General features: G+C 70.9%; 21 protein-coding genes. 5 read left to right on the top strand and 16 right to left on the bottom strand.

Annotated features, from left to right (window positions below):
* The first annotated feature begins 96 nt into the window (after positions 1–96).
* Genes D1369_RS06035 through D1369_RS06015 form a run of 5 tightly spaced genes read left to right on the top strand, consistent with a single transcriptional unit; the run spans position 97 to position 7,080 of the window.
* Complete coding sequence (locus D1369_RS06035) at positions 97–1,443, top strand: sugar ABC transporter substrate-binding protein (protein WP_037902059.1); 1,347 nt, start codon at positions 97–99, stop codon at positions 1,441–1,443.
* 4 nt (positions 1,444–1,447) lie between these two features.
* A complete protein-coding gene (locus D1369_RS06030) occupies positions 1,448–2,404 on the top strand; it encodes a sugar ABC transporter permease (RefSeq protein WP_007386043.1) in 957 nt (318 codons plus the stop codon).
* Entirely contained in the window at positions 2,401–3,261 is an 861-nt protein-coding gene (locus D1369_RS06025) for a carbohydrate ABC transporter permease (RefSeq protein WP_118082313.1), read from the top strand. Before D1369_RS06030 ends, D1369_RS06025 begins: the two co-directional genes overlap by 4 nt.
* Positions 3,262–3,294: 33 nt before the next feature.
* A complete protein-coding gene (locus tag D1369_RS06020) occupies positions 3,295–4,887 on the top strand; it encodes an alpha-amylase family glycosyl hydrolase (RefSeq protein WP_007386044.1) in 1,593 nt (530 codons plus the stop codon).
* 54 nt (positions 4,888–4,941) lie between these two features.
* Entirely contained in the window at positions 4,942–7,080 is a 2,139-nt protein-coding gene (locus tag D1369_RS06015) for a discoidin domain-containing protein (RefSeq protein WP_240436052.1), read from the top strand.
* Here the strand turns inward: D1369_RS06015 and D1369_RS06010 are convergent.
* The 16 genes from D1369_RS06010 to D1369_RS05935 all read right to left on the bottom strand — a co-directional run bounded on the left by D1369_RS06010 (position 7,049) and on the right by D1369_RS05935 (position 20,995).
* Positions 7,049–7,873: an ABC transporter ATP-binding protein gene (locus D1369_RS06010; RefSeq protein WP_007386046.1), complete on the bottom strand. Its 825-nt coding sequence runs from the start codon at positions 7,871–7,873 to the stop codon at positions 7,049–7,051. The genes D1369_RS06015 and D1369_RS06010 overlap by 32 nt on opposite strands.
* Positions 7,874–7,899: 26 nt before the next feature.
* Complete coding sequence (locus D1369_RS06005; protein ID WP_007386047.1) at positions 7,900–8,679, bottom strand: ABC transporter permease; 780 nt, start codon at positions 8,677–8,679, stop codon at positions 7,900–7,902.
* Positions 8,676–9,449, bottom strand: a complete 774-nt coding sequence (locus D1369_RS06000) for an ABC transporter permease (protein ID WP_007386048.1) — start codon at positions 9,447–9,449, stop codon at positions 8,676–8,678. The genes D1369_RS06005 and D1369_RS06000 overlap by 4 nt, the downstream gene beginning before the upstream one ends.
* Entirely contained in the window at positions 9,446–10,417 is a 972-nt protein-coding gene (locus D1369_RS05995; protein WP_007386049.1) for an ABC transporter substrate-binding protein, read from the bottom strand. The genes D1369_RS06000 and D1369_RS05995 overlap by 4 nt, the downstream gene beginning before the upstream one ends.
* 292 nt (positions 10,418–10,709) lie before the next feature.
* Positions 10,710–11,648 (bottom strand): PDR/VanB family oxidoreductase, encoded by a 939-nt coding sequence (locus D1369_RS05990; RefSeq protein ID WP_007386050.1) that lies wholly within the window; start codon positions 11,646–11,648, stop codon positions 10,710–10,712.
* A complete protein-coding gene (locus tag D1369_RS05985) occupies positions 11,645–11,848 on the bottom strand; it encodes a hypothetical protein (RefSeq protein WP_007386051.1) in 204 nt (67 codons plus the stop codon). Before D1369_RS05985 ends, D1369_RS05990 begins: the two co-directional genes overlap by 4 nt.
* Positions 11,845–12,918 carry an aromatic ring-hydroxylating dioxygenase subunit alpha gene (locus tag D1369_RS05980; protein ID WP_007386052.1) on the bottom strand — a complete coding sequence of 358 codons (1,074 nt, stop codon included), beginning with the start codon at positions 12,916–12,918 and terminating at the stop codon, positions 11,845–11,847. The genes D1369_RS05985 and D1369_RS05980 overlap by 4 nt, the downstream gene beginning before the upstream one ends.
* 128 nt (positions 12,919–13,046) lie before the next feature.
* A complete protein-coding gene (locus D1369_RS05975; RefSeq protein ID WP_007386053.1) occupies positions 13,047–13,769 on the bottom strand; it encodes a FadR/GntR family transcriptional regulator in 723 nt (240 codons plus the stop codon).
* Positions 13,760–14,788 carry an aldo/keto reductase gene (locus D1369_RS05970; RefSeq protein WP_007386054.1) on the bottom strand — a complete coding sequence of 343 codons (1,029 nt, stop codon included), beginning with the start codon at positions 14,786–14,788 and terminating at the stop codon, positions 13,760–13,762. Before D1369_RS05970 ends, D1369_RS05975 begins: the two co-directional genes overlap by 10 nt.
* Positions 14,789–14,834: 46 nt before the next feature.
* A complete protein-coding gene (locus D1369_RS05965) occupies positions 14,835–15,929 on the bottom strand; it encodes a sugar kinase (RefSeq protein WP_007386055.1) in 1,095 nt (364 codons plus the stop codon).
* Positions 15,926–16,558, bottom strand: coding sequence for a bifunctional 4-hydroxy-2-oxoglutarate aldolase/2-dehydro-3-deoxy-phosphogluconate aldolase (eda, locus tag D1369_RS05960; RefSeq protein WP_118082311.1), 633 nt, complete (start codon positions 16,556–16,558; stop codon positions 15,926–15,928). Before eda ends, D1369_RS05965 begins: the two co-directional genes overlap by 4 nt.
* Positions 16,555–17,316, bottom strand: coding sequence for an SDR family oxidoreductase (locus D1369_RS05955; RefSeq protein WP_007386058.1), 762 nt, complete (start codon positions 17,314–17,316; stop codon positions 16,555–16,557). The genes eda and D1369_RS05955 overlap by 4 nt, the downstream gene beginning before the upstream one ends.
* Positions 17,313–18,356, bottom strand: a complete 1,044-nt coding sequence (locus D1369_RS05950; protein WP_007386059.1) for an alcohol dehydrogenase catalytic domain-containing protein — start codon at positions 18,354–18,356, stop codon at positions 17,313–17,315. The genes D1369_RS05955 and D1369_RS05950 overlap by 4 nt, the downstream gene beginning before the upstream one ends.
* Positions 18,353–18,784 carry an RbsD/FucU domain-containing protein gene (locus D1369_RS05945; RefSeq protein WP_118082310.1) on the bottom strand — a complete coding sequence of 144 codons (432 nt, stop codon included), beginning with the start codon at positions 18,782–18,784 and terminating at the stop codon, positions 18,353–18,355. Before D1369_RS05945 ends, D1369_RS05950 begins: the two co-directional genes overlap by 4 nt.
* Complete coding sequence (locus D1369_RS05940; RefSeq protein ID WP_118082309.1) at positions 18,778–19,677, bottom strand: amidohydrolase family protein; 900 nt, start codon at positions 19,675–19,677, stop codon at positions 18,778–18,780. Before D1369_RS05940 ends, D1369_RS05945 begins: the two co-directional genes overlap by 7 nt.
* Positions 19,670–20,995 carry an L-fuconate dehydratase gene (locus D1369_RS05935; protein WP_007386061.1) on the bottom strand — a complete coding sequence of 442 codons (1,326 nt, stop codon included), beginning with the start codon at positions 20,993–20,995 and terminating at the stop codon, positions 19,670–19,672. Before D1369_RS05935 ends, D1369_RS05940 begins: the two co-directional genes overlap by 8 nt.
* Between the last annotated feature and the right edge of the window lie 83 nt (positions 20,996–21,078).

The following is a 21,078-nucleotide window of genomic DNA, read 5'->3' as shown; positions in this document are numbered from 1 at the left end:
TCGAATAATTACATATCCTGCGCGACATCTTGCGGACAGATGTCGGCGGTGCTTGAGTGTGCGGCGCCCACCGCTCCTGCCACGAGGGGTCCACCGATGAGAAGCACCGGGTACCGCCGTACCTTCGCCGCGCTCAGTGTCTGTTCCCTTGCCCTCGCCGTCTCCGCCTGCGGATCGGGCGACGACACGGCGAGCGGCAAGACCCGCATCACGGTCAACTGCATGCCGCCCAAGAGCGCCAAGGTCGACCGGAAGTTCTTCGAGCAGGACATCGCGTCCTTCGAGAAGCAGCACCCGGACATCGACGTCGTCGCGCACGACGCCTTCCCCTGCCAGGACCCCAAGACCTTCGACGCCAAGCTCGCCGGCGGGCAGATGGAGGACGTCTTCTACACGTACTTCACCGACGCCAAGCATGTCGTGGACATCAACCAGGCGGCCGATCTCACCCCCTACGTCAAGGAGTTGAAGAGCTACGGCACCCTCCAGCAGCAGCTGCGCGACATCTACACCGTCGACGGGAAGATCTACGGCATCCCGCGCACCGGCTACTCGATGGGCCTGATCTACAACAAGAAGCTCTTCGCGAAGGCCGGCCTCGACCCCGAGCAACCCCCGGCCACCTGGGAGGAGGTGCGCGCCGACGCCAGGAAGATCGCCGCGCTGGGCGAGGGCACCGTCGGATACGCCGACTACAGCGCCCAGAACCAAGGCGGTTGGCACTTCACCGCCGAGCTGTACTCCCAGGGCGGCGACGTGGTGAGCGCGGACGGCAAGAAGGCCACCGTCGACACCCCCGAGGGCCACGCCGTCCTCCAGAACCTGCACGACATGCGCTGGACCGACGACTCCATGGGCAGCAAGCAGCTTCTCGTCATCAACGACGTCCAGCAGATGATGGGTTCGGGCAAGCTCGGCATGTACCTCTCCGCCCCGGACAACATCCCGATCCTGGTCAAGGAGAAGGGCGGCAACTACAAGGACCTCGCCCTCGCCCCCATGCCCGGCGGCAGGGGCACGCTCATCGGCGGCGACGGCTACATGGTCAACAAGAAGGCGAGCCCCGACCAGGTCAGAGCCGCCCTCAAGTGGCTCGACCACATGTTCCTCACCCCCGGCGCCGGCTTCCTCGGCGACTACGCCCGCGCCAAGAAGGCCGACGCCCCGGTCGGGCTGCCCGAACCGCGCCTGTTCACCGGCGCCGCCGACGCCAAGGACCAGCAGGTCAAGAAGGCCAACGCCAATGTGCCCGTGGAGAACTACCAGGCCTTCCTCGACGGCAACCAGAGCCTGAAGATGAAGATCGAGCCGCCGAACGCCCAGCAGATCTACTCCGTCCTCGACAGTGTCGTCTCCGCCGTCCTCACCAAGAAGGACGCCGACATCGACCAGCTCCTGAAGGACGCCTCCGGCAAGATCGACGGCATCCTGGCCCGGGGCTGACCCCGTGAAGACGGTGGAAAGCCCGCCCCGCGAGGCCATCGCCACACCCCCCGTTCAGGCGCCGCCCCCGGCAGGGGACCGGAGGCGGCGCCGCCTCGCCGACCAGGTGCGCGCCTACGGCTTCCTCCTCGGCGGGCTCGTCTGCTTCGCGCTGTTCTCCTGGTACCCGGCGATCCGCGCCGTCGTGATCGCCTTCCAGAAGTACACGCCGGGCTCCGAGCCCGAATGGGTCGGCACCGCCAACTTCACCCGCGTCTGGCACGACCCGGAGTTCTCCGCCGCCTGGCGCAACACCCTCACCTTCACCCTGCTGGCCCTGCTCATCGGCTTCGCGATCCCCTTCGTGATGGCTCTGGTGCTCAACGAGCTGAGGCACGCGAGGGCGTTCTTCCGGGTGGTGGTCTACCTGCCCGTCATGATCCCGCCGGTGGTCAGCGCCCTGCTCTGGAAGTGGTTCTACGATCCGGGCGCCGGCCTCGCCAACGAGGTGCTGCGTTTTGTGCACCTGCCCACCTCGAACTGGTCCAACGGCGCCGACACCGCGCTCGTCTCCCTGGTGATCGTGGCGACCTGGGCCAACCTGGGCGGCACGGTCCTGATCTACCTGGCCGCCCTGCAGTCCATCCCCGGCGAGCTGTACGAGGCCGCGGAACTGGACGGCGCGAACCTCCTCCAGCGCGTTCGCCATGTGACAGTCCCGCAGACCAGGTTCGTGATCCTGATGCTGATGCTCCTTCAGATCATCGCGACCATGCAGGTGTTCACCGAGCCGTTCGTGATCACCGGCGGCGGTCCGGAGAACGCCACGGTGACCGTCCTCTACCTGATCTACAAGTACGCCTTCCTCTACAACGACTTCGGCGGCGCGTGCGCGCTCAGCGTCATGCTCCTGGTGCTGCTGGGCGCCTTCTCCGCCGTATATCTGCGGCTGACCCGGTCCGGAGAGGGGGATCCCGGATGAGCACCCGCACCCTCATCTCACCGGCGACGCTCGCCCGCCCGCGCGGCAGGGCCGCCTACTGGACCGTCTTCACCACGGTCGTCGCTCTCTTCGCGCTCGCGTTCCTCTTCCCGGTCTACTGGATGGTCACCGGAGCGGCGAAGTCGCCGGACGAGGTGACGCGGACCCCGCCCACCCTCGTGCCCGAGCACTGGCACCTCGACGGCTACACCGACGCCTGGGACCTCATGCAGCTCCCGCGGCACCTGTGGAACACGGTGGTCCAGGCCGCCGGCGCCTGGGCGTTCCAGCTGGTCCTGTGCACGGCCGCCGCCTACGCCCTGTCCCGGCTGAAGCCCGTCTTCGGCAAGGTGATTCTCGGCGGCATCCTCGCCACGCTGATGGTCCCGGCCCAGGCCCTGGTCGTCCCCAAGTACCTGACCGTGGCGGACCTGGGGCTGCTGAACGACCCCCTGGCCATCTGGCTGCCGGCCGTCGCCAACGCCTTCAACCTGTACCTGCTCAAGCGGTTCTTCGACCAGATCCCGCGCGATGTGCTGGAGGCCGCCGAGATCGACGGCGCCGGAAAGCTGCGCACCCTGTGGTCGATCGTGCTGCCCATGTCGCGGCCGGTCCTCGGAGTGGTCTCGATCTTCGCCCTGGTCGCCGTCTGGCAGGACTTCCTCTGGCCGCTGATGGTCTTCTCCGACACCGACAAGCAGCCCATCAGCGTGGCACTCGTCCAGCTGTCGCAGAACATCCAACTGACCGTGCTCATCGCCGCGATGGTGATCGCCAGCATCCCGATGGTCGCCCTGTTCCTCGTCTTCCAGCGGCACATCGTCGCCGGGATCAGCGCGGGCAGCACGAAGGGCTGACCCCGTCCGTCCGCCAACAGAAGGGACCCCCCCGTGGGACAGCCCACCGAGTGGTGGCGCTCCGCCGTCATCTACCAGGTCTACGTCCGCAGCTTCGCCGACGGCGACGGGGACGGCACCGGCGACCTCGCCGGAGTCCGTGCCCGGCTGCCGTACCTCGCCGAACTCGGCGTGGACGCACTGTGGTTCAACCCCTGGTACCTCTCCCCGATGAAGGACGGCGGCTACGACGTCGCCGACTACCGCGCGATCGACCCGGCCTTCGGCACCCTCGCCGAGGCGGAGAAGCTCATCGCGGAGGCACGGGAGCTGGGCATCCGCACGATCGTCGACATCGTGCCCAACCATGTCTCCGACCAGCACCCCTGGTTCCGGGCCGCGCTGCGGGCAGGGCCCGGCAGCGCCGAACGCGAGCTGTTCCACTTCCGGCCCGGACGCGGTGAGCACGGTGAACTCCCGCCCAACGACTGGCCTTCGCAGTTCGTCGGCTCGGCCGAGCTCGTGTGGACGCGGCTGCCCGACGGCGACTGGTACCTGCACCTGTTCACCCCGCAGCAGCCCGACCTCAACTGGGCCCACCCGGTCGTCCGCCAGGAGCACGAGGACATCCTGCGCTTCTGGTTCGAACGGGGAGTGGCGGGCGTCCGCATCGACTCGGCCGCCCTGCTCGCCAAGGACCCCGAGCTGCCCGACCTCGCCGACCGACCCGGCCCGCCGCACCCCTTCGTCGACCGCGACGAACTCCACGACGTCTACCGCTCCTGGCGGGCCGTCGCCGACGAGTACGACGCGGTCTTCGTCGGCGAGGTCTGGCTCCCGGACACCGAACGCTTCGCCCGCTACCTGCGCCCTGACGAACTGCACACCGCCTTCAACTTCTCCTTCCTGTCGTGTCCCTGGGACGCGGAACGCCTGCGCACCTCGATCGACACGACCCTCGCCGAGCACGCCCCGGTCGGCGCCCCGGCCACCTGGGTGCTGTGCAACCACGACGTCACCCGCACGGTCACCCGATACGGCCGTGCGGACACCGGATTCGACTTCGCGGCCAAGGCCTTCGGTACCCCGACCGACCTGGCCCTCGGCACCCGGCGCGCCCGGGCGGCGGCCCTGCTCACCCTCGCCCTGCCCGGAGCCGTCTACGTCTATCAGGGCGAGGAACTCGGCCTGCCCGAGGCGGACATTCCCCGAGACCGCATCGAGGACCCGATGCACTTCCGCTCCGGCGGCACGGACCCGGGGCGGGACGGCTGCCGGGTGCCGCTGCCGTGGGCGGCCGGGGCGCCGTACGCCGGCTTCGGATCCCACCAGGAACCGTGGCTGCCCCAGCCCGCCGACTGGGCGTCGTACGCGGTCGACCGGCAGGCCGGGGACCCCGGGTCGATGCTCAGCCTCTACCGCGAGGCGATCAGAATCCGGCCGGTCTTCGGGGACGGCCCGCTCATGTGGCTGCCCGCACCCGAGGGCGTCCTCGCGTTCGCACGTGCGGGGGGCTCCCTGTGCGTGGTGAATCTCGCCGACGCCCCGGCAGACCTCCCTGAGCACACCCGACTGCTGCTCGCCAGCGGCCCTTTGGACCCGGAGGGCCGACTGCCGAAGGACACGGCGGTCTGGCTGCTCGGCTGAGACCGCGACACCCCCACACGAAGGGATCAGCACATGCACAGATCTGTCAGGAGCATGTCAGCTGCTGTCACCGTGGCCCTCACGAGCGGCCTCCTCGCCGCGACGGCGCCCGCGGCCCACGGGGCCGCGGGCGCCACCCTCCCCTTCACCTCGGTCGAGGCCGAGTCCGCCGCCACGACCGGCACGAGGGTCGGCCCCGACTACACGCAGGGCACGCTCGCCTCGGAGTCCTCCGGGCGGCAGGCGGTACGGATCGGTTCGGGCCAGCGTGTGGAGTTCACCGTGCCGCGCGCGGCCAACGCCGTGAACGTCGCCTACAGCGTCCCGGACGGCCAGTCGGGCACGCTGAACGTCTACGTCAACGGCACCAGGCTCGCGAGGACGCTCCCGGTGACCTCCAAGTACTCCTACATCGACACCAGTTGGATCCCGGGAGCGCGGACCCACCACTTCTTCGACAACGCCCGCCTCCTGCTGGGCCAGAACGTCCAGGCGGGCGACAAGGTCGCCTTCGAGTCGACCGGGACCCAGGTCACCGTCGACGTGGCCGACTTCGAGCAGGTCGCGGCGGCCGCCGGTCAGCCGGCCGGGTCCGTGTCCGTGACCTCCAAGGGCGCCGACCCCACCGGGAACGGCGACTCCACCCAGGCCTTCCGGGACGCCATCGCCGCGGCGCAAGGGGGAGTGGTCTGGATCCCGCCGGGCGACTACCGGCTGACCTCCTCGCTGAGCGGGGTCCAGAACGTCACCCTCCAGGGCGCCGGAAGCTGGCACTCGATCGTGCACACCTCCCGCTTCATCGACCAGTCCAGCTCCGCGGGGGGCGTCCGAATCAAGGACTTCGCGGTCCTCGGCGAGGTCACCGAACGCGTCGACTCCAACCCGGACAACTTCGTCAACGGCTCACTGGGGCCCGGGAGTTCGGTGTCCGGGATGTGGCTCCAGCACCTCAAGGTCGGGCTCTGGCTGACGGGCAACAACGACAACCTGGTCGTGGAGAACAACCGCTTCCTCGACATGACGGCCGACGGCCTCAACCTCAACGGCAACGCCCGCGGCGTGCGCGTGCGCAACAACTTCCTGCGCAACCAGGGCGACGACGCGCTCGCCATGTGGTCGCTGTACGCGCCCGACACCAACAGCAGCTTCGAGAACAACACCATCACCCAGCCGAACCTCGCCAACGGCATCGCGATCTACGGCGGAACCGACCTCGCGGTGCGGAACAACCTGGTCTCCGACACCAACGCCCTCGGCAGCGGCATCGCGATCTCCAACCAGAAGTTCCTCGACCCGTTCTCCCCGCTGGCCGGCACCATCACGGTCGACGGCAACACCCTGGTCCGCACCGGCGCGATGAACCCCAACTGGAACCATCCGATGGGGGCGTTGCGGGTCGACTCGTACGACAGCGCGGTCAACGCCACGGTGAACATCACCAACACGACCCTCACCGACAGCCCGTACAGCGCCTTCGAGTTCGTGTCCGGCGGGGGACAGGGCTACCCGGTCCGGAACGTCACCGTGGACGGCGCGACCGTCCGCAACACCGGCACGGTCGTCGTGCAGGCGGAGGCCCAGGGCGCGGCCACCTTCCGCAATGTCACGGCCACGTCGGTGGGGGCGGCCGGCGTCTACAACTGCCCCTACCCGGCGAGCTCCGGCACCTTCGCCGTCACCGACGGCGGCGGCAACTCCGGCTGGAGCAGCACTTGGTCGGACTGCTCGACCTGGCCGCAGCCGGGGCAGGGCAACCCGGACCCGGACCCGAACCGCAACCTGGCCAAGGGCCGCCCGGCCACCGCGACCGGCTCCCAGGACGTCTACACACCCGGCAAGGCGGTCGACGGGGACGCGAACAGCTACTGGGAGTCCGCCAACAACGCGTTCCCGCAGTCCTGGACGGTCGACCTGGGCTCGGCCGAGCCGGTGCGCAGGCTGGTCCTGAAGCTGCCTCCGCAGAGCGCCTGGCAGGCCCGCACGCAGACCGTCACCGTGCTCGGCAGCACCGACGGCAGTACCTACACCACCGTCGTCGGCGCACAGGGCTACCGCTTCGACCCGGCGACCGGCAACACGGCCACCGTCAGCCTGCCCGACACCAGCCTGCGGTATCTGCGCCTGTCGGTGAGCGCCAACACCGGCTGGCCGGCCGGGCAGTTCAGTGAAGTGGAGGCGTATCGGACTTCGTGACCGGAGCCTCCCGCACGACCCCGCGCTTGGCCGCCTGGATCTGCTCGTACACATGGGTGCGCAGTTCGGCGAAGCGCGGGGTCACCCGCGTGTGTATCTGGTCCCGCTCGTCCGGCAGATCGACCTTCAGCTGCTCCTGCACGACCGTGGGGGAGGCGGACAGCACGATCACGCGTTCGCCCAGGTACACGGCCTCGTCGATGTCGTGGGTGACGAACAGGATGGTGATGCCGCGCTCCCGCCACAGTCGGCGTACAAGATCCTCCAGATCGGCGCGGGTCTGGGCGTCCACGGCCGCGAACGGCTCGTCCATCAACAGGACCTCGGGCTCGTACGCGAGCGCCCGGGCGATCGCGACGCGCTGCTGCATACCGCCGGAGAGCTGCCAGGGATACGCCGAGGCGGCGTCCGACAGGTCCACCGACTCCAGTGCGTCGGCGACCAGCTCGCGGCGTCGCGATTTGGGCAGGTTCTTCTGCTTCAGGGGGAGTTCGACGTTGTCGGCGACGCGCATCCAGGGGAAGAGGCTGCGGCCGTACTCCTGGAAGACGAAGGCCATCCCGGGCGGGGGGCCGGTCACCTTCCGTCCCGACAGGTGGACTTCGCCGGCCGTCGGCGTGAGCAGGCCGCCCATGCACTTCAGCAGGGTCGTCTTGCCGCAGCCCGAAGGGCCGACGAGACAGACGAGTTCGCCCGCATCGACGGTGAAGGTGAGGTCGCGGACCGCCTCCACGCGGCGGCCGGACCCCTCGTAGACCTTGTTCAGGCCGGACACGCCGAGAAGCGGGTGCATGGACCGCCCTTTCACGTTCGGGTGATTCACGGGGACCGCCGGGCCGAGGCGCGCAGGCCGTGGTACCAGGCGAGGACCCGCCGCTCGACCAGCTGGAAGACGACGGAGAGGACGAACCCCAGCAGACCGAGGACGAGGATCCCGGTCCACATGTCGGGGACCGCGAAGCTGCGCTGGAACTGGACGATGGTGAAGCCGATGCCGTTGCTGGCCGCGAACATCTCGCTGATGACCATCAGGATGATGCCGAGGGACAGCGCCTGACGCAGGCCCGCGAAGATCTGCGGGCCGGCCGAGGGCAGCACCAGGTTGCGCAGCCGCGAGGGGCCGGTGATGCCGTAGGAGCGGGCCGTCTCCAGCATCACCGGGTCGACCGCGCGCACGCCTTCGACGGTGTTGAGCAGGATCGGCCAGACGCAGCCGCTCGCGATGACGGTGACCTTCATGGTGTCGCCGATGCCCGCGAACAGCATGATGACCGGGATCAGGACCGGTGGGGGGACCGCCCGCAGGAACTCCAGGACCGGTTCGCACACGGCCCGCACCCGCCGGTAGGAGCCGATGACCGTGCCGGCGGCGACCCCCACGACGGCCGCCAGCGCGTAACCGGCCACCAGGCGCCAGATGCTGGGCAGGACGTCGTCGCGCAGGCGGTCGGCGGTCCACACGTCCGGGAAGGTCCGCAGGATCGTGCGCAGCGGCGGCCAGAAGACGTCGGTGCTGCCGTCCGAGGCCAGCCACCAGACCACGACCAGCAGCGCGGGCAGCGCGAGCACGAGGACGAGCCGCCGCAGGAGCCGCTTCACACCGCCACCTCCCCGCGCACCGACTGGTGCCAGGCCAGCGCCCGTCGCTCCACGGTACGCGCGCCGACGTTGATGAGCAGCCCCAGAACGCCGGTCACCACGATCAGCGCGTACATCTCCGGCACCGCCTGCGAGTTCTGCGCCACCGCGATCCTGGCGCCCAACCCCGGTGCCCCGATGACGAGTTCACCGGTGATGGCGAGGATCAGGGCGACGGCCGCGGCCAGTCGCACCCCGGTCATCACATACGGCAGCGCGGTCGGCCACAGCACGTACCGGATCCGCGCCCAGGCACCCAGACCGTAGGACCGTGCCGTCTCGTCGGCGACCGGGTCGACGTCCTGGACGCCGTAGAGCGTCTGGATGAGGACCTGCCAGAAGCTCGCGTACACGACGAGGAGCAGCACCGAGCGCAGTTCGCTGCCGTACAGCAGCACCGCCAGCGGAATCAGGGCGACCGAGGGGATCGGGCGCAGGAACTCGATCGTCGAGGCGGTCGCCTCGCGCAGATACGGCACGACCGAGACGATCACGCCGATGACGATCCCGGCCGAGGCGGCGATGGCCAGGCCCAGGGCCCAGCCGGTGAGGGTGTCGCCGAGCGCCGTCCAGAAGGTGCCGTCGGAGAGCTCGTCGGCGAGGGCGCGCGCGATCCGGCTGGTCGGCGGGAAGTACTCCTCCTTGACCAGACCGAGCCGCGGCACCGCCTCGCCCAGGGCGAGAAAGGCCGCGAACCCGGCGGCGCCCAGCGCCGCGTTCTGGAGTCTCACGGAAGCAGCGCGTCGACGTCGGGGGTCTTCTTGAAGAACCCGTCGTTCTCGCCCAGCTTCGCGAGCGCCTCGATGGAGGCCTTGTTCGGCTCGGCCGGCCACTTCGGCAATGTCACCTGCGCCAGCACCGAGGCCGGGATCTTGGTGTACGTCGTGATGATCGCGCGTGCCTCGTCCGGGTGGGCGTCGGCGTAGGCGAGGGACTCGGCGGTGGCCTCCTGGAACTTCTTCACCACGTCGGCGTTCTGCTGCCGGTACCGCGTCGAGGTGAAGTACAGGGCGACGGTGGTGTCCTTGGCCACGTCCACCAGCGGGGAGGCGACCACCTGGCCGCCCTGGCTCTTGATCGTGGCGAGCGCGGGCTCGACCGCGCAGGCCGCGTCGACCTGGCCGCCGTCGAGAGCGGCCGGCATCTGGTCGAAGGCCAGCTCCACGAACGTCACCTTGTCCGGGTCGCCGCCGGCCTTGCGGACCGACTCGCGCACCGCGGACTCGTTGATGTTCTTCAGCGTGTTGATGGCGACCTTCTTGCCCTCCAGGTCCTTCGCGGACTTGATCGAGCTGCCCTTCTTCACCGCGATGGCCGCGAAGTCCTTGCCCTGCACGCCTGTTGAGGCGATGCCGTTGGAGACCGCCTGGACCGGTACGCCGGAGGACTGGGCGATCAGCAGGGAGGTGACGTTGGAGAAGCCGAACTGGAACTGCCCGCTCGCGACCCCGGGCACGATCGCCGCACCCCCGGCGGCGGTCGAGATGTCGAGCCGGAGTCCGCGCTTGCTGTAGAAGCCCTTTTTCTGGCCCAGATAGACGGGCGCGACATCGACGATCGGAATGAGGCCGAGCTTGACGGTGGTGGTGCCGCCGGACGACGATCCCGGGTCCGGGGCCCCCGAGTCGTCGGACGAACCACAGGCCGACGCGGTGACCAGTAACGCTCCGGCGGCGAGAGCGGCGAGCTGACGACGCATGGCTCCTCCTGTGCAGACTTCGTTGTTCCGACAGGCTGTGCTGACGACAGGCTGTGCGCAGATCGCACAGTGGTGCTCAGCGCGAAAGGTATGGGGCTCGCGGGGGTGGGGTCAACACCTTTGGCTGACAATATTGTTGACAGTTGCCGACGGGGGCGACGACGTCGTGTACGTGGCCCGGGTCCCCGCACGCGCGATCGCCGCCCCGGTGCGGGACCGGGGCGGCGAGGTGGTGGCGGCGGTCGACGTCCCCGTGCGGGCGGGATGTCCGCCGTGTCCACCGGTCCAGCGGTTACAGGTCCAGCACGAGCTTCTTCCCCCGGCAGCGGGACACACAGATCATCATCGTCTCCCCGGCCTCCCGCTCCTCGTCCGTGAGCACCGAGTCCCGGTGGTCCGGGGTGCCGTCGAGGACGTCTGTCTCGCAGGTGCCGCAAGTGCCCTCGGTGCAGGAGAACAGCACCTCGACCCCCGAGGCGCGCACGGCGTCGAGCACGGAGACGTCCGGAGCGACGGTGATCGTCGTGCCGGTCTGCGCCAGCTCGACCTCGAACTCCGCGTTCTCGCCCTCCGGTTGCTCCTTGGGCGCGAACCGTTCCACGTGCAGCAGCCCGGCCGGGCAGCGCTGCTCCACCGCGTCGAGCAGCGGACCGGGCCCGCAGCAGTAGACGAGGGTGTCCTCGGGGACGCCGTCCAGCACCGAGGCGAGGTCCAGGAGACCGGTCTCGTCCTGCGGGGCGACGGTGACGCGATCGCCGTAGCGGCTCAACTCCTCGGTGAACGCCATGGATTCACGGGTCCGCCCGCCGTACAGCAGGGTCCACTCGGCGCCCTCGGCCTCCGCCGCCGCGAGCATCGGGAGGATCGGTGTGATACCGATGCCGCCCGCGATGAAGCGGTAGCGGGGCGCGGGCCGCAGGGCGAAGTGGTTGCGCGGTCCGCGCACCCGGACCTTGCCGCCCTGCCTCAACTGTTCGTGCACATGGGCGGATCCGCCGCGCCCGGCGGGCTCGCGGAGTACGGCGATCCGCCAGGCGGTGCGGTCGGACGGGTCGCCGCACAGGGAGTACTGCCGCTCCAGGCCGGGGCCGAGCACCACGTCGATGTGGGCGCCGGGCTCCCACGCCGGGAGCTGTTCGCCCAGCGGGTGGCGCAGGGTGAGGGCGAGCACGCCGTCGGCCGCCGAGTCCCTGCGGTCGACGACGAGTTCGGCTTCGTACGCGTCACTCATGAACTGTTCCCTCGCGGCTCGTGTCCTTGTGACTCGTGTCCTTGCGGGGCGTGACCGTTCGGGTGGGCGAGCATCCACTCCCACATCTCGATCGGGTCCTGCGAGGTGTGCTCGCGGCCGCAGTGACAGGTGCCGTGCAGGGTGTCCGTACCCGGCAGCCAGTCGATGCGGTAGATCTCCCCGGTGGGTGCGGCACTCACAGGACCTTCTCCACGGGCTTGTCGCCCTCCTCGACGAGACGGGCGAGGATACGGCGGGCGGCGAGACCGCCGGTGTCGATGTTGATGCTGAGCTCCTGGTAGCCGGAGCGCTCGGTGCCGAGCGTCCGCTGGAGCAGGTTGAGCGCGTCGACGTCCTGCATGACGACGGTGTGGTTGTTGCCCCGCAGGAACTCGGTGACCTCGGCGTCCTCGGTCGCCCAGTCCCGCGAGACCATCCAGAAGTCGTACACGTGACCGTCGCTCGACGGCGTGATGGCGTACGTGATCTCGGTGTGGAAGCCGTTCGGGTCGCTGCCGTCGGTCTCGGGGAGCACGCCCACCGGGGCGATGCGGCTGTGCAGCAGATACAGACAGGGCGCGTGGTACTCGATGTCCTGCCAGCGCGTGATCCGGCCCTCGATACCGGTGGACTTGGCATAGAACGGCGGGCACGCGGCGTCGTCCATGTGCCGGCTCACCCGGACGATGCCCGCGCCCTCGTCGACCTCCGTGGTGATCGGCGTCTCGGCGACCTCGGGGGTGCCGATGTAGCCGCCGTGCAGATAGGTCTCGTGGGAGAGGTCGAGGAGGTTGTCGACCAGCAGGCCGTAGTCGGCGTCGATCGGTTCCATGCCGCGGACGGTGACCCAGCCGGGGGAGTCGAGGTGCCTGGCCCGCGGGATGGTGTCGGCGTCGGCGAGCGCCGGGTCGCCAATCCACACCCAGACCAGGGAGTCCAGTTCGACGACGGGGTACGAGGCGACGCGCGCGGTACGCGGTACGCGCTTCTGACCGGGCACGTACACACAGGTGCCCGTCGTGTCGTACGTGAACCCGTGGTACCCGCACACGATCCGGTCGCCGTCGAGCCGGCTCGGCTTCTCGTGCAGCGGGAACCGGCGGTGCACACACCGGTCGGCGAGCGCGACGGGCGTCCCGTCCTCCTCCGTCCGGTAGAAGACGAGCGGCTCACCGAGGATCGTCCGGCCGAGCAGCTCCTCACGCCCCACCTCGTGGCTGTAGGCGGCGACGTACCACTGGTTCCTGGCGAAGGCGGTCGTGTGAGGCATGGGGTTCCCGTCCCTGTCGGCGGGGCTTCGTCGCCCCGCGTGCCGTGGTTGGGAACAGGTTCCTGACGCCGGTGGTGGCTCCGCAAGGCGGCTTCTGCCAGACGGAAGAGCGTCTGTGGAAGCGCTGGTCAGAGCCCTGTGGTCACGCCCCACGGAAGGGCTTCTCCCGACCGCAGGTGGTCCCTGAGCCACAGCTCGGTGTTGCTGACGTGCAGCAGTGCGGCGGCCTGGCTGAGGGAGGCGTCGCGGACGGACAGGGCCCAGAAGATCGCCTCGTGTTCGGCGAGGGTCCGGCCGGAGGCCTGGGTGTCGACCAGGCCGCGCCAGATGCGGGCGCGCAGGGTGCGTCCGGAGATGCTCTCCAGGAGCGTGAGGAGCGTTTCGTTGCCGGTGGCCGAGATGACGGCGCGGTGGAACGCGGCGTCGTGAGCGTTGAGCCGCTCCACGTCGTCCTGGGCATCGCGCATGGCGTTCAGATGCCGCTCGACCTCGGCCAGCTGCTCGTCGGAGATCCGGGTGGCGGCCAGCGCGGTGGCGACCGGTTCCAGGAGCCGTCGTACCTCCATGAGGTCCTGCAGCGCGGAGGAATCGCCCTGCAGCAGTTCCACCGCACCGCCGAGCCCCTCCAGGAGCAGGCTCGGCTGCAGGCTGGTCACATAGGTGCCGTCGCCCCGCCGGACCTCCAGGACCCGGGCGACGGCCAGCGCCTTCACGGCCTCCCGCGCGAGGTTGCGGGAGAGGCCCAGCTGAGCGGCCAGCTCCGGTTCCGGCGGGAGCTTCGAGCCCGGCGGCAGCGCGCCGCTGCGGATCAGCTCCCGGATCTGCACGATGGCCTTGTCCGTCAGAGACACCGCGCGCTCCTTCCGGGCCCGTGCGCCGCGGGCACGTCCGGCCTGATGAGTCCCCGGGCGCGGAGATCGTCCCAGAGCCCGTCGGGGACGTACCGGCGGTGGAGTTCTACGTTCCGTACGACCTGCTGCGGATTTCGCATACCGACGGTGACGTTGATGATACTGCGGTGGGTGCAGGGGAAGGCGATCGCGGCGGCGGGCAGGGTGGTGCCATGGGCCGCGCAGACGTCGGCGATCGCCCGAGCGCGGTCGAGCAGCTCCGGCGGGGCCTCCTGGTAGTCGTACTTCATGCCCTCGGTGGGGTGGTCGCGGGAGAGCAGGCCCGAGTTGAACACGCCGACGGCCACCACGCTCTTACCGAGTTCCTCGGCGGCGGGCAGGACGTCGTCCAGTGCCGACTGGTCGAGGAGGGTGTACCGGCCGGCCAGCATCACCACGTCGGCCGCGGTCTCGCGCAGGAAGCGGGCGAGCATGGCCGACTGGTTCATTCCGGCGCCGATCGCGCCGATCACTCCCTGGTCCCGGAGCTCGGCCAGGGCCGGCATTGCCTCCTCGGCCGCCTGCCTCCACTGGTCGTCGGGATCGTGCAGGTAGACGACGTCCAGGCGGTCCAGGCCGGTGCGTTCCAGCGTGTCCTCGATGGAGCGGAGCACCCCGTCCCGGCTGAAGTCCCACTGTCGGCGCAGGTCGTCGCGCACCACGAAGCCCTCGGTGTCGGTGCCGCGCGGGTGCTCGTTGGGCACGAGCAGGCGGCCGACCTTGGAGGAGACGACGTACGCGTCACGTGGCCGGCCCGCCAGCGCCGCCCCCAGGCGGCGCTCGGAGAGACCGAGCCCGTAGTGCGGGGCGGTGTCGAAGTACCGGATGCCCGCTTCCCAGGCCGCCTCGATTGCGGCCTGCGCGTCGTGGGCCGGGGTGACTCTGTAGAGGTTGCCGATGACGGAGGCCCCGAAGCCGAGCCCGGTGAGCTCGACCGGGGTGCTCGCGACCTTCCGGCGCCCGATGCTGTGCGGTGTCAACTGTGCTCCTTGGGAAGCGGCGACGGCGTGAGCGCCCATGGGCCCGTCACCTTCTGACGGTGGCGGAGCCGCCTGCCATGAGTGCCTCGACCTCGGTGAGCGAGGCCATGGACACATCGCCGGGGGTGGTCATGGTGAGGGCGCCGTGCGCGGTGCCGTAGGCCAGGGCTCGGCTCAGTCCGGCGGTGTCGAGGTCGGCCATGGGTGCGGCACGGCCCGCCGGTCCGGCCTCGTCACCGCCGGGGGTCAGCAGTGCGTAGATCAGACCGGCCGCGAAGCCGTCGCCCGAGCCGATGCGGTCCAGGACGTGCAGGCCGGGCAGTTCCGGGCCGCGGACGAAGCCGGTACGGGGCGACCAGGCGGCCGAGGACCAGTCGTTGACGCCGGCCGAGGGCACGTCCCGCAGGGTGGTCGCGAGCACCTCGGCCTGCGGCAGCAGCGCGGCGACTTCGACGAGGGCGTCGGGCACCTCGTCCGCAGCGACGCGTACCGCGCCCGGGTACGGCCCCGCCAGGCCCAGGGCGCCCACCACGACGTCGGCGTGGCGGGCGAGCCGCAGGTCGACCTCGCGGGCGGCGTCAGGGCCGCCCCTGCCGGCCCAGAGACTGGGGCGGTAGTTGGGGTCGTAGGAGACCCTGACACCGTGCCGTCGAGCGGCCGCCATGGCCTCGTCCGCGACGTCCACGGTGGTGTCCGACAGACCGGCGAAGACGCCGCCAGTGTGGAACCAGCGCGGCCCCGAGGAGAAGACCGCGTCCCAGCCGATGTCCCCCTTGCGCAGCTGCGAGACGGCCGTGTGGGCGCGGTCGCTGACGCCCACCGCGCCCCGGATGCCGTAGCCGCGCTCGACGAAGTTGAGGCCGTTGCGGGCGGTGCGGCCGACGCCGTCGTCGGGCACCCAGCGGATGAGGGAGGTGTCGACGCCGCCCTGGAGGATCAGGTCCTCGACCAGTTGCCCCACCTGGTTGTCGGCGAGGGCGGTCACGACGGCCGTACGCAGGCCGAAGCAGCGCCGCAGTCCGCGGACGACGTTGTACTCACCGCCGCCTTCCCAGACCTGGAAGGTGCGGGCGGTGCGGATCCTGCCCTCGCCCGGGTCGAAGCGGAGCATCACCTCGCCGAGGGCCACCACGTCGTTCACGTCGCGCTCCCGTGCACGGCCTCGGCGGTCAGCCGGCGGATCTCGCCGTACTCGCCCCGCTCCAGATGGGCAGCGGTGGCCATCCAGCTGCCGCCGACGGCGAGGACCGCCGGGACGGCGAGGTAGGCGGGCAGGCGCGGAGCGTCGATGCCGCCCGTCGGCACGAACCGTGCCTGAGGGAAGGGGGCCGCGAGGGCGCGCAGCATCGGGATGCCGCCGAGGGGTTCGGCGGGGAAGAGCTTGACGGTGTCGAGGCCGGACCGCAGGGCGCGCATCAGCTCGGTCGCGGAGGCGATGCCGGGCACCACGGGCACGCCCAGCTCACGGCACCTGTCGACGACGTCCTCGTCGAAGCCGGGCGAGACCACGAAACGGGCTCCCGCCGCCACGGCACGGTCCACCTGGTCGGGCGTGAGGACCGTACCGGCGCCGACGGTCAGCCCTCCGTGGGCGGCCATCGTCTTGAGCACCTGCTCGGCGTCGGGGGTGCGGAAGGTGACCTCGGCGCACCGGGCGCCGCCCGCCACGAGCGCGTCGGCCAGTGGGCCGGCGGTCGCGGCGGAGGGCACGGTCAGCACCGGCAGCACGCGGGCGCCGTCCAGCACGGCGGCCGGGTCGGTGTCGCTCATCGGCCGAGCCATCCGCCGTCGACGGGCAGGACGACGCCGTGGACGTAGGCGGCGGCGTCCGAGGCGAGGAACACGGTGGCGCCCGCGAGGTCGTCGGCGCTGCCCCAGCGGGCGGCCGGGATGCGGTCCAGGATCGCCTTGCTGCGTACCGGGTCGTCCTGGAGGGCCTGGGTGTTGTCGGTGGCGATGTAGCCGGGGGCGATGGCGTTGACGTTGACGCCGTGCGGGGCCCACTCGTTGGCCAGGGCCTTGGTCAGTCCGGCGATGCCGTGCTTGGCGGCGGTGTAGCCGGGGACGGTGATACCGCCCTGGAAGCTGAGCAGCGACGCCGTGAAGACGATCTTTCCGTGGCCGCGGGCCACCATCGACGCGCCCACCGCGCGGGACAGGGCGAACTGCGCGTTGAGGTTGACCTGGAGCACCAACTCCCAGTCCTCGTCCGTGTGTTCGGCGGCCGGGGCGCGGCGGATGGTGCCCGCGTTGTTGACCAGGATGTCCACCGGGCGCTCCCGTCCCGCCAGGTCGGCGCCCAGGGCGCGGACGGCTTCGGGGTCGGCGAAGTCGGTGCGGATCGCCTCGAAGGTGCGGCCCGCGGCCAGGACGTCCTTCTCGACGTCGCTGCCGGTGTCCTCCAGCTGGGCGCTGACGCCGATGACGTCCGCGCCGGCCTCGGCGAGGGCGCGGGCCATGGCGCGGCCGATGCCGCGCCGGGCCCCGGTGACGACGGCGAGCCTGCCGGTCAGGTCGAAGGCGTTCACTGGGCGGCTCCCTGGGAGTCGTCGGTGCAGTCCACGAGGATCTTCATCACGTCGCCGCCGCCCTCCAGGGCCTCGAACGCGTCGGGCGCCTGCGCCATGGGGACGACCTTGCTGATCAGCTGCTCGGCCGGAACGGTGCCTTCGGCCACCAGGGTCACCGCCCGCTCGAAGTCGGTGCGGTCGTACAACCGGGCGCCCACGAGAGTGAGTTCGCGCCAGAAGAAGCGGTGCAGGTTCACCTCGCGGGGCCGGGGGTGGATGGCCACGAGGCACAGCCGCCCGCGCACCCCCAGCACGTCGACCGCCGTGTCCACACCGCCCTGCGCGCCGGAGACCTCGAAGGCGACGTCCGCACCGGCGTCGCCGGTCCACTCACCCACCAGCTCGGCCAGGTCGTCGGCGGCCGGATCCCAGGTCGTCAGCCCCAACTTCTCGGCGAGCCGCCGCCGGTGGGCGCTCAGCTCGACGACCCGGACCTCGGCTCCGGCGGCGCGGGCGACCAGGGCGATGAGGATGCCGACGGGACCGCCACCGACCACGACGGCCTTCTCGTCCGCGCGGACCTGGGCCCGGCCGACGTCGTGCACCGCGACCGCGGTGGGCTCCACGAGGGCCGCGTGGTCGAGCGGAAGGGAGCCGGGCAGCCGTACGAGGGTCGTGGCGGGCACGGTCCAGCGCTGCTGCATCGCACCGGGTGAGTCGATGCCGATGAAGTCCAGGTGCTGGCAGACGTGTTGGTGGCCGGCACGGCAGGCCGGGCAGGTGTCGTCCCAGCGCAGCGGCATCACGGTGACCGCGTCACCGGGCGACCAGTTCTCCACGCCCGGACCGACCCGCACGATCCGGCCGGACATCTCGTGGCCGAGGACGGCGGGCGCGGCGACCCGGGCGTCCATGTCGCCGTGGAAGATGTGCAGATCGGTGCCGCAGATACCGACGTAGGCGGGGGCGATCTCCACCTCGCCGGGGCCGGGGGGCGGGTTCTCGGCGGGCGCGGTGTCCAGGGTGCGGGCGGCGAGGTAGCGGACGGCGAGTGTCATCTCAGGGTCCCTTCGGCGCGGACGCCGATTGTGAGCAGCAGGTTGGCGTAGGTGCGGATGTCGGCGGTGACGACGACGAGGGCGAGGTCGGGCGAGCGGGCCGCGTCGTAGAACTCGAAGCGGCCGAGCGTCTCGACGGGGACGGGCGCCAGCATCGAGCGGTACTCGGCGATGGCGGGCGGCTCCGGCTCGCCCTCGGGCGGCACCATCACGTGCGCCGCCTCGACGGGCAGAGCCCGCAGCAGGACGTCGAGCACGGTGGTGACGTCCAGCAGACCCGGCGCCAGATTGAGATGGACGGTCCTGGCGCGCGGGCCGGTCGCTGTACTCGCCGGATAGTGGCCGTCGGCGAGCAGCACCCGCGCGCCGTGCCCGGCGCCCGCCAGGGCTTCGAGGATGCCCGGGTGCAGGAGTTCGGTCATCAGCATGCGGTGCGCTCCTTCCTTCGAGCGGGTTCGAGGCCGTAGAACGTGGTGGCGGTACCGGCGAGGACCGCCTCGGTCTCGGTGGCGGAGCAGCCGTCCAGGAGTTCCCCGACGGCGGCGGCCCAGCGGTTCCAGCCGCCGGCCAGGACGCAGACCGGCCAGTCCGAGCCGAACATCAGCCGGTCCGGGCCGAAGGCCGCCAGCAGGACCTCCCACACCGGCCGGATGTCGTCGACGGTCCACTTCTCGTGGTCGGCCTCGGTGATCAGTCCCGACACCTTGCACCGCACGTGGGGGTGCGCGGCCAGCCGTCGCACGCCCCGCTCCCAGTCGGCCAGGTCACGTCGGACGATGGGCGGTTTGCCGGCGTGGTCGAGGACCAGGGGAAGGCCGGGGAGGCGTTCGGCCAGGCGGATCGCCTGGGGGAACTGGTCGTCGCGGATCAGCAGGTCGTACCCGAGGCCGCGTTCCGCCACCGCCCGCAGTCCCCGCTCCACCGACGGCCGTTGCAGCCAGGTGGCGTCGGACTCGCCCTGGACGAGGTGACGCAGGGCCCGCAGGTACGTGCCGCCGGGCCCGGCGCGCAGCGCGTCGAGCACGTCGCCGATCGCGGGGGACGTGAGGTCCGCCCAGCCGACGACCGCGCCGACGAGCGGGTCGCCGTCGGCGAGGGCGAGGAACTCGCGGGTCTCCTCGACCGACGCCACGCACTGGACGAGCACCGTGCACTCCAGCCGCCGACCCGCGATCGGCCTGGTCGCGGCCGTGCGCAGGTCGTCGGTGCCGAAGCTGCGGCGCAGGGGCTCGTGTCCGGGCTCGTCGAGCCAGGACTGCGGCCGGATGTCCAGGTCCCACACGTGGTGGTGGGCGTCGACGAGGACCGGTGCCTCAGACACGGGCCGTCCACACGGGGCCGTCGGGGTAGGTGTACTCCTTGAGGGACGCGGGGTGCATCTGCGCGCTCAGCCCCGGCAGGGCCGGTGCGAGGTAGTGGCCGTCGGCGATGCGGACCGGGTCGACGAAGTGCTCGTGCAGGTGGTCGACGTACTCGATGACGCGGTCCTCGGTGGTGCCGGAGACGGCGACGTAGTCGAACATCGACAGGTGCTGCACCATCTCGCACAGGCCCACTCCTCCGGCGTGCGGGCAGACCGGCACGCCGAACTTCGCGGCGAGCAGCAGGATCGCGATGTTCTCGTTGACTCCGCCGACCCGGGCGGAGTCGATCTGCACGATGTCCACCGCACCGGCCTGCAGGAGCTGCTTGAAGACGACCCGGTTGGCGATGTGCTCACCGGTGGCGACCTTGATCGGGCTGACGGCCTTGCGGACGGCGGCGTGGCCGAGGATGTCGTCGGGGGAGGTGGGCTCCTCGATCCAGTACGGGTCGTAGGGGGCCAGGGCGCGCATCCAGTCGATGGCGGGCTGGACGTCCCATCTCTGGTTGGCGTCGACGGCGATGCGGATGTCCGGCCCGACCGTCTCACGGGCGGTGCGCATGCGCCGTACGTCGTCCTCCAGGTCCGCGCCGACCTTCAGCTTGATCTGGGTGAAGCCGTCGGCGACGGCCTCGCGGGCGAGGCGGGCCAGCTTCTCGTCGGAGTAGCCGAGCCAGCCGGGGGTGGTGGTGTAGGCGGGGTAGCCGCGCTCCAGCAGACGGGCGACGCGCTCCTGGCGGCCGGGCTCGGCACGGCGCAGGATCTCCAGCGCCTCCTCGGGGGTGAGGGCGTCGCTGAGCCAGCGGAAGTCGACCTGTGCGACCAGGTCCTCGGGCGACATCTCACCGAGGAAGCGCCACACGGGCAGGCCCGCGCGCTTGGCGGCCAGGTCCCAGGCGGCGTTGACGACCGCGCCGGTGGCCATGTGGATGGCGCCCTTCTCCGGGCCGAGCCAGCGCAGTTGGGGATCGTGGACGAGGGAGCGGGAGAAGGCCCCGAGGTCGGCGCAGACCTCCTCGACGGAGAGTCCGACCACGTGCGGGGCGAGGGCCGCGATGGCGGCGGCCTGGACATCGTTGCCGCGGCCGGTGGTGAAGGCGAGGGCGTGGCCCTCCAGTCCGTCGCCGGCGTCGGTGCGCAGGACGACGTAGGCGGCGGAGTAGTCGGGCTCCGGGTTCATGGCGTCCGAGCCGTCGAGGTGTTCGGAGGTGGGGAACCGCACGTCCAGGACGTCCAGGGCGGTGATGCGGGCGGATGTGGGCAGAGTGGAGGACATGGCGGCAACTCCTGTGAGAGCAAGGGGGAATCGGGCCCCTTGCGACGAACGGTGAACGCGGCGCGGGGCGGGCGGCGACGGCC

Origin of the sequence: Streptomyces sp. CC0208 (assembly GCF_003443735.1) — a bacterium.
Taxonomy (GTDB): Bacteria; Actinomycetota; Actinomycetes; order Streptomycetales; family Streptomycetaceae; genus Streptomyces; species Streptomyces sviceus.
This window is presented reverse-complemented; position numbering and strand designations above follow the sequence as displayed.

What these genes read in the sequence shown, in the direction of transcription:
- D1369_RS06035 (WP_037902059.1), top strand. Translation starts at nt 97, where the DNA reads ATGAGAAGCACCGGGTACCGCCGTACCTTCGCCGCGCTCAGTGTCTGT.
- D1369_RS06025 (WP_118082313.1), top strand. Translation starts at nt 2,401, where the DNA reads ATGAGCACCCGCACCCTCATCTCACCGGCGACGCTCGCCCGCCCGCGC.
- D1369_RS06015 (WP_240436052.1), top strand. Translation starts at nt 4,942, where the DNA reads ATGTCAGCTGCTGTCACCGTGGCCCTCACGAGCGGCCTCCTCGCCGCG.
- D1369_RS06010 (WP_007386046.1), bottom strand. Translation starts at nt 7,873, where the DNA reads ATGCACCCGCTTCTCGGCGTGTCCGGCCTGAACAAGGTCTACGAGGGG.
- D1369_RS05995 (WP_007386049.1), bottom strand. Translation starts at nt 10,417, where the DNA reads ATGCGTCGTCAGCTCGCCGCTCTCGCCGCCGGAGCGTTACTGGTCACC.
- D1369_RS05990 (WP_007386050.1), bottom strand. Translation starts at nt 11,648, where the DNA reads ATGAGTGACGCGTACGAAGCCGAACTCGTCGTCGACCGCAGGGACTCG.
- D1369_RS05980 (WP_007386052.1), bottom strand. Translation starts at nt 12,918, where the DNA reads ATGCCTCACACGACCGCCTTCGCCAGGAACCAGTGGTACGTCGCCGCC.
- eda (WP_118082311.1), bottom strand. Translation starts at nt 16,558, where the DNA reads ATGAGCGACACCGACCCGGCCGCCGTGCTGGACGGCGCCCGCGTGCTG.
- D1369_RS05950 (WP_007386059.1), bottom strand. Translation starts at nt 18,356, where the DNA reads ATGACACTCGCCGTCCGCTACCTCGCCGCCCGCACCCTGGACACCGCG.
- D1369_RS05945 (WP_118082310.1), bottom strand. Translation starts at nt 18,784, where the DNA reads ATGCTGATGACCGAACTCCTGCACCCGGGCATCCTCGAAGCCCTGGCG.
- D1369_RS05935 (WP_007386061.1), bottom strand. Translation starts at nt 20,995, where the DNA reads ATGTCCTCCACTCTGCCCACATCCGCCCGCATCACCGCCCTGGACGTC.